The organism is Mycetohabitans endofungorum (genome assembly GCF_002927045.1).
Taxonomy (GTDB): domain Bacteria; phylum Pseudomonadota; class Gammaproteobacteria; order Burkholderiales; family Burkholderiaceae; genus Mycetohabitans; species Mycetohabitans endofungorum.
In genome coordinates this window covers 38,865-44,864 of the sequence record NZ_PRDW01000016.1, presented here as the reverse complement: position 1 = coordinate 44,864, position 6,000 = coordinate 38,865, and the positions used below count along the sequence as shown (strand labels likewise).

Sequence of the window (6,000 nt, the reverse complement as noted above, 5' to 3'; positions counted from 1 at the left end):
GCGCGGCATCACAATCCCTCGCGCTCAGCCTGCTCCTGCTCGCCGCGGCCTTCAGCCATGAAATCCGGCCCGAATTTCGCGAACTTCTTGAGCACTCCAGTCAGCGGACGACGCATCGGACGGATACGGATCTCATCGCCTACGCGCTCAATTTCGATTTCGACATCGCTCCGGTCGTAAGCAAGGTCGGCGGGAATGCGAACGGCTTGCGAGTTGCCATTCTTGAAAACGCGGGTGGTATGCATAGCGGTTCCTGATGCGTGTACTGTGGATGTACTATAGACTATCCATCGCTTTATGTAAATACGCGTATGTACATGGGCGGCGACTGCACTCCATGCTCCGTTGTTCATTGGACTCTCGTCTGTTGGTGTTGATAGGTGGAACGCTGATGGAGTTGCTCACGCTTCGAGGACCGTTGTCGTTCTCGGCTTCCCCGCGTGGCAGCCGGGTTAGTCGATGGAAAGTTCGCTCCGGAGCCGTGCGTCGAGTACACATCAGCGTGTTGCCTCATGGGATGATGTTACTCCCGGGTAATTGTCACTCTCCGGTTGTTTTTCGATGAAGGCTGGTGCTGCGTAGCAGCGCCAGCCTTCATTTAGCTTCAAACTGATTTTTCTCGCGCCCACTTCTGCCATGCCTTTTTGAGACGCTCGGCGGTGATCAGCTCCACGCCGAGCACCTGGCTGACCGCCAGCGTGGTCTGTCCGTCCTCAAATAGCGCCGCGATGTAACTATTGCGCAGCGTCTGGGGACTGGTGCGCGCCTGCCGTCTGTCGGCTACGCCGCAGGCGCGCACGATCGCCTCGGTGGCGCGCAGCGCGGTGACCGCGTGCATCGGACGTCCATCCCGTGCGCCGGGAAAGACCCATGGACTGTTCACACCACTGGCGTGCCGTTCGACTAACCAGCGCGCCAGCGCCGAGTGTGCAAACGGCTCGGGCCGGGGTTGATGCGAGAAACGTGAACCTGGCGCGGTAATGTGCATAAGCCGATCTGGCCCAATATTAATGCAGTTAACAGTCATTTTAAGTGCTTGCGACACCTTTAACCCCGCGCCCAGAAACGTCGCGACCAACGCGCGATCCCGTAAGCTGTGCCAGCGCGCGTAATGCGTGCTCGCCACCGGGGACAACAGCGTGTCGATGATGCGTTGCCTTTCCTGCGGCGAAAGAAAATCGGTGTCCTGGTTACCTTTGACACGCTTCCACGTGGCTTGGCTGTCGCACAACGCGCCGACAGCGGGATTGACGCTTGCCTGTTGCCGTGTACACGCGTCGATATCGACGAATACACGCTCAATCAGTTTGCGGTAGCGTAAGCGTTGGTCACGGTTTTCGTGATGCAAGCTGGCCAGAAAAGCGCTGATCGTGTCGGATGTCACCGCGCTCAGAGGGATGCGGCGCGCGTTAAGATAGCGCAGGAAGGCGCGCCATTGAGCCAGATAGACCTTAGCCGTAGACGGTTGCAAGGTGGAGCTGGTGCCCCGTCCGGATTGCCTGGCCAGCCACGCTTCAAATGATTGGATTGGTGCGCGGTCCCAGTCGGTGCGTTTTTGGGCGGCAAACAAATCAGCTTCGGTCATGGCAGACAGGGGAGGGGTGGGAGCTAATAAGCAATTGACTGTTAACTGCATAATCAGTATGCCGTAGTCATGACTGCCTTGCAACAGATCAGCACGTCGCGTACAAGGCGAAACTCAATGCCGCACAGTCCGTGGAGTAGGTCAAGGCGCAAACCACATTAAAAACGGCCAATCTGTCTTGTCCAGCTAAGAAAAGAGCGCATGCAGGTTCAGGTGTTGGCATAAGAGGTGCGGCTTGTGACCAGGCAGAGCGTGAAGCTTGCCTTTGCCGACCAAGGCTATACAGCAGAAAAACCTGCGCAAACCGCGCGAAATAAAGGCATCGAATTGCAGGTTATCAAACTGCCAGAGGCAAAGAAGGGCTTTATCCTGCTGCCGCGCGATGGGCCGTCGAGCGCAGTTTCGGATGGCTCAATCGCTTTCGAAAACTCGCCCGCGACTTCATCGCCCTCTGGCCAGCCAGTTTTCCAGTGACAGATCCGGCACGCGAGAGAACTCGCGTTCGTTATCCGTGACTAGTGTGGCTTTAATGGCTAGCGCCTGGGCTGCGATCCATGTGTCATTGGCGCCGATTGGGGTGCCTTGCTGTTCTAGAAATGCCCTCACCCGCGCATAGTAGCGGGTGGTCTCAGCATCGAAGCCGACGAGCGGCAGCCGTTGCGCCAGAATGGCGAGACGGGCGCGGTTGCGCTCACTATGAGCGCTTTTTCCCGCGCCAAATTCCAACTCGCCAAGCACAATCACCGATAGGCGCATGCTACTGAGCGGCAGCGTTTCTAGCCGCTGCTGTATGTCTGGGTGTCCTTTCAAAGCCGCAATTAAAATGTTGGTATCCAACAGGTAGAGCGCGGCCATGGACTAATCCATCGAGACTACGGTCTCGGCTGGCCTATCTTCCGGAGCTTGCAGATCAATATCATCCTGGCTCGCCCAGAAGTCACGGAAAGCATCGGCTGCGACGCTTGGGTGATTTGGGACCATCCGCGCCACAATTTTCCCATGGCGGGTGATAGCAATTTCCGCGCCGGCCTCTATCTCAGCCAACAGAGCTGAGAAATGAGACTTGGCTTCAACGACAGTCAAGGTTTTCATGAGGATCTCAATCATTAAAATGACCACATGGTCATAATAAGATGACTGTCTATCACTGTCGAACTCGGAGCTCAGGAATCAGGACGAGTATCCGCGATCGTGCCAGTCATGCCAGTCGGCTACGGCTTGCTATGGGTTGCGGTTGCCGCCGACGGGGACAAGTTGAGCCAGCGGCGCGACGACTACAGTGTCTTTATCTACTTGAGCGTGCTGCTCAGCTTCGACGCCGGCAATGACATCCTCGCCGGCACTCACTGCCGATAAAGCTGCCATCCTGGCGATGCGTCTTTTCGCGCCCGCTCTCGTACAGTCGTTCGCCTACCTTATGATGTTCGATCCAGACACGCCAGCCGTTCTTGTTGATGACGGAAGCACCTTACATCGCAGACTAGCGCGCTTGCGGATTGTTCGCGTCGCCGACCTACCGCTGCGTGTTGCCCAGCGCGTACGTCAGGTTCCAGAACTCGTTGCTCATCGCGTTTTCCTCACTCGATAATCGCCTGAAGCCGAGCCAGCGCGTCCTCAACCACTTCGACCGGTGCGCGTTCGACCTTACGCACGCCGTTCGCCTCCAGGTACGCGCCATGTTGACGAGCGCAACACCTTGCGTCTCGGCTCCAGAACCGCAAAGCGGTACGGCGAAGCCAGCAAAGCGAGCCAATTCGCCGCCTTGGGTGATCGGGGCAACGAGCGCCACGCCTAAGGCGTTGAACGCCGCCGGAGATAGAACGAGCGCCAGGCGAAAATCGCCTTGCTGCTCTCGCCCCACAGTCGGATTCAGGCTCACGCGCACGATATCGCCGCGCTCGAACTTGGCCCGCCTCACCATGCTTCACGTCCCACCGATTTGGCCTCGCCCCATGCCGCCATGTCGCCCGGAAAAACCGCCTTCGTGTCGCACTGGGCAACAAGATCGTCCAGCAAATACTTGCGGCGGGCCGGGGTCAGCATCACGCCATCCGGGCGCACGTCGGCATTGAGCGAACTGCCGACCGACGCGTTGATCTGCTCAAGCAGTACACTCGGCAAACGAACTGCAGCGCTATTGCCCTATTTTTGAATCTTGAGTTCCATCACGACCTCTTGACGTTTATCCATTGTAGAAACGCACAACAAGATTGGCAAGCACTTTGCATCTTCAATGAAGATACCGGAAGCACTGCGTCAAGCCAGGGTGTAATGACCCAGCACAACGTGCACACACATCAGGCGGCTAAATTGAGCGCCTGTACGGAGCGTTCGCATGCCCAGCGCCTGGTGCGGGCGCCGGTGGTTGTGTATCCAGTCGCCTATAACCCTGCTCGCGTGCTGCAAGGTCTCGAAGCGGTGGCCATGCGTGCATTGCTCCTTGAGGGTGCGCATCACGCGCTCGACCATGCCGTTATCTGAGCGTAGCAAGAATGCTTGCGGTACTCGCCCAAGCGTGCCGAAGCGTGTGATCAATGCATGTTCTAGCGCGCTCAATCAGTTTGCGGTAGCGCACGCGTGGTCGCGGTTTTCGTGATGCAAGCTGGCCAGAAAAGCGCTGAGTATGTGCTTTCGTTGCGGCGCGTCAAAACCCAGCTTGATCCTGCCGATTCCGGGCTTGGCTGCACCTCGAGCACCGTCAATATAGTTGCCCATCCTCAGAAAGCCGTGCTGCGACACCCGCTACCACCTCTTCAACGATCTCTTGCAGCTGCGTCGGGTTGCTACCGTCGCGCGCCTGGATCGAAATGCCCTGCATGACGGCCGCCAGATAGCGCGCCAAACGCTGAACTTCGTGCGCCCCCGCAAAGGGCTGGAGCGCTTGCGCAATCCGTTCGCGCATGGCATCACGCCGCGCGGCCGCGTCGCGGGCGAGCGAGACATGCGCCGGGTGACACGCGATCATGCCGCTTGAGATCAAGCAACCTCGCTCAAGGTGAGGGTTGGTTACGGCTTTCACGGCTTCCTCAAGCAATACTCGCACCGCCTCCGCCAGCGATGTTGCCGAGTTGATGGACGCCACATCGAGGCCCCCGAGCGTCGCCTCATAGCGGCTAACAGCTTCCCGATAAAGCTCCGCCTTGCTGCCGAAGGCAGCATACAGGCTGGGAGGCGCTATCCCAATCTCCTTCGTAAGATCACCGATCGATACCCCCTCATAGCCGTGCCGCCAGAACAGCCGCATCGCGGTGTCGATCGCCTTTTCCCGGTCGAAGCTCCAAGGCCGCCCGCCGCGCGATTTTGAGTCTCGTTCCATAACGACACTAAACAACCCTTGACAAGAAAAGTCAAGCGAGTAAATTATCAATCACTAAACAACATGGAGTGACCCTCATGAACCACTCAAGACGTACCTTCCTCGCCGGCACGGCCGGCCTCGCCGCCCTGGCCGCCAAAGTCGCCTATGCGACACCTCGAGGGGCCAGCGCATTCGTCAACAAACCGGGTGCCTTTCCGGATAGGGCTGTACCTGCGCGCGAGCCGTTCGTCGTCCGCTCCGCCGATGGCGTGATGCTGGCGGGCGAGACGCAGGGCGACAGCCAAGCGCCTGAGATTCTGTTCATTCACGGCCTGCGTCAGAGCCGCCTGAGTTGGGAGAAGCAGTTCGCCGATCCTGCGCTAACGCACTTCCGCATGGTCGGCTTCGATCTGCGCGGCCATGGTGATTCCGACAAGCCGGTTTCGCTCCAAGCCTATTCCGAAGCCGATCGATGGGCGGATGACATCGCCGCCGTTATTGCCGGCACCAAGCTTCGCCGACCGGTGCTGGTGGGCTGGTCGCTCGGCGGCTTCGTGGTGGGTGCGTACCTGCGCAAATATGGCGGCGGTGCAATTGCCGGCATCAACCTGGTTGACGCCGTCACGAACCTGTCGCCGGAGCTTCTCACCGAGGAGGCGGCAGCATTCACCACCACCACCACCTCTCACAATCTCGCCGTACGGACCGCGGCCACGGCCGACTTCCTCGCTGCCTGCTTCCACCAGCCGCCGACAAAGGTGCAGATGCAGCGCATGCTGGTCGTCAACGGCATGACGACACGGGCCGTGAACGAGGGCTTTATCAAGACGGAGACGCCCAATTTCGAGCCCGTCTTTAAAGCCTATTCTGGCCCGATCTTGCTGACACACGGCGTCCATGACCGGCTCGTCCGCATGGCGATGTCGGAACGGATCAAGTCAATTCACGCGAACAGCCGCCTGTCGCTCTTCTACGAGAGCGGACATAGCCCCTTTTACGAGGAACCGGTGCGCTACGGACAAGAACTTGCGGGATTCGTGACGACAGCCAACTATGGCTGAGAAGACCACCGTGAACCTGAACCGACAGCACAATCCCCAATCCTTCAGCAGCCGAT

Annotated in this window: 8 protein-coding genes and 3 pseudogenes; 3 read left to right on the top strand and 8 right to left on the bottom strand. The window is 58.7% G+C overall.

The genetic code is table 11. The annotated features are described in order from the left end of the window. Window positions 1-8 precede the first annotated feature (8 nt). Window positions 9-245 (bottom strand): antitoxin, encoded by a 237-nt coding sequence (locus B0O95_RS13535; protein ID WP_041754719.1) that lies wholly within the window; start codon window positions 243-245, stop codon window positions 9-11. 359 nt (window positions 246-604) lie between these two features. Beyond that, entirely contained in the window at window positions 605-1,585 is a 981-nt protein-coding gene (locus B0O95_RS13530; RefSeq protein ID WP_104078348.1) for a tyrosine-type recombinase/integrase, read from the bottom strand. Between the two features lie 228 nt (window positions 1,586-1,813). Between B0O95_RS13530 and B0O95_RS13525 the strand changes: the two are divergent. After that, window positions 1,814-2,028 (top strand): annotated as a pseudogene (locus tag B0O95_RS13525) (transposase); the annotation flags it as partial. On the opposite strand, the gene B0O95_RS13520 reads toward B0O95_RS13525, so the two are convergent. Together B0O95_RS13520 and B0O95_RS13515 are read right to left on the bottom strand one after the other, a co-directional pair. Beyond that, on the bottom strand, window positions 2,027-2,440 hold the full coding sequence (locus B0O95_RS13520) for a PIN domain-containing protein (RefSeq protein ID WP_104078347.1): 414 nt from the start codon (window positions 2,438-2,440) through the stop codon (window positions 2,027-2,029). The pseudogene B0O95_RS13525 and the gene B0O95_RS13520 sit on opposite strands and share 2 nt — an antisense overlap. Window positions 2,441-2,443: 3 nt before the next feature. Further along, window positions 2,444-2,677: a type II toxin-antitoxin system Phd/YefM family antitoxin gene (locus B0O95_RS13515; protein ID WP_104078352.1), complete on the bottom strand. Its 234-nt coding sequence runs from the start codon at window positions 2,675-2,677 to the stop codon at window positions 2,444-2,446. Between the two features lie 108 nt (window positions 2,678-2,785). On the opposite strand from B0O95_RS13515, the gene B0O95_RS15925 reads away from it, so the two are divergent. Then, window positions 2,786-2,941 (top strand): hypothetical protein, encoded by a 156-nt coding sequence (locus B0O95_RS15925; protein ID WP_158249499.1) that lies wholly within the window; start codon window positions 2,786-2,788, stop codon window positions 2,939-2,941. Between the two features lie 221 nt (window positions 2,942-3,162). Here the strand turns inward: B0O95_RS15925 and B0O95_RS13510 are convergent. The 4 genes and pseudogenes from B0O95_RS13510 to B0O95_RS13495 all read right to left on the bottom strand — a co-directional run bounded on the left by B0O95_RS13510 (window position 3,163) and on the right by B0O95_RS13495 (window position 4,901). Continuing rightward, window positions 3,163-3,506 (bottom strand): annotated as a pseudogene (locus B0O95_RS13510) (type II toxin-antitoxin system ChpB family toxin). Then, a pseudogene (locus tag B0O95_RS13505) lies at window positions 3,500-3,751 on the bottom strand (AbrB/MazE/SpoVT family DNA-binding domain-containing protein). Before B0O95_RS13505 ends, B0O95_RS13510 begins: the two co-directional pseudogenes overlap by 7 nt. 90 nt (window positions 3,752-3,841) lie before the next feature. Beyond that, window positions 3,842-4,039, bottom strand: a complete 198-nt coding sequence (locus B0O95_RS16695; RefSeq protein ID WP_233203375.1) for an integrase core domain-containing protein — start codon at window positions 4,037-4,039, stop codon at window positions 3,842-3,844. A 244-nt stretch (window positions 4,040-4,283) separates the two neighbouring features. After that, window positions 4,284-4,901 carry a TetR/AcrR family transcriptional regulator gene (locus tag B0O95_RS13495; protein ID WP_104078346.1) on the bottom strand — a complete coding sequence of 206 codons (618 nt, stop codon included), beginning with the start codon at window positions 4,899-4,901 and terminating at the stop codon, window positions 4,284-4,286. Between the two features lie 77 nt (window positions 4,902-4,978). Here B0O95_RS13495 and B0O95_RS13490 point away from each other — a divergent pair, with 77 nt between their 5' ends. Next, window positions 4,979-5,944, top strand: a complete 966-nt coding sequence (locus B0O95_RS13490; RefSeq protein WP_104078345.1) for an alpha/beta fold hydrolase — start codon at window positions 4,979-4,981, stop codon at window positions 5,942-5,944. The last annotated feature ends 56 nt before the right edge of the window (window positions 5,945-6,000 follow it).

Bases quoted from the DNA above. Each gene is read 5' to 3' on its own strand.
- B0O95_RS13495 (WP_104078346.1), bottom strand. From the start codon at position 4,901: ATGGAACGAGACTCAAAATCGCGCGGCGGGCGGCCTTGGAGCTTCGAC.
- B0O95_RS13535 (WP_041754719.1), bottom strand. From the start codon at position 245: ATGCATACCACCCGCGTTTTCAAGAATGGCAACTCGCAAGCCGTTCGC.
- B0O95_RS13530 (WP_104078348.1), bottom strand. From the start codon at position 1,585: ATGACCGAAGCTGATTTGTTTGCCGCCCAAAAACGCACCGACTGGGAC.
- B0O95_RS13515 (WP_104078352.1), bottom strand. From the start codon at position 2,677: ATGAAAACCTTGACTGTCGTTGAAGCCAAGTCTCATTTCTCAGCTCTG.
- B0O95_RS13520 (WP_104078347.1), bottom strand. From the start codon at position 2,440: ATGGCCGCGCTCTACCTGTTGGATACCAACATTTTAATTGCGGCTTTG.
- B0O95_RS16695 (WP_233203375.1), bottom strand. From the start codon at position 4,039: ATGCGCACCCTCAAGGAGCAATGCACGCATGGCCACCGCTTCGAGACC.
- B0O95_RS13490 (WP_104078345.1), top strand. From the start codon at position 4,979: ATGAACCACTCAAGACGTACCTTCCTCGCCGGCACGGCCGGCCTCGCC.
- B0O95_RS15925 (WP_158249499.1), top strand. From the start codon at position 2,786: ATGCCAGTCGGCTACGGCTTGCTATGGGTTGCGGTTGCCGCCGACGGG.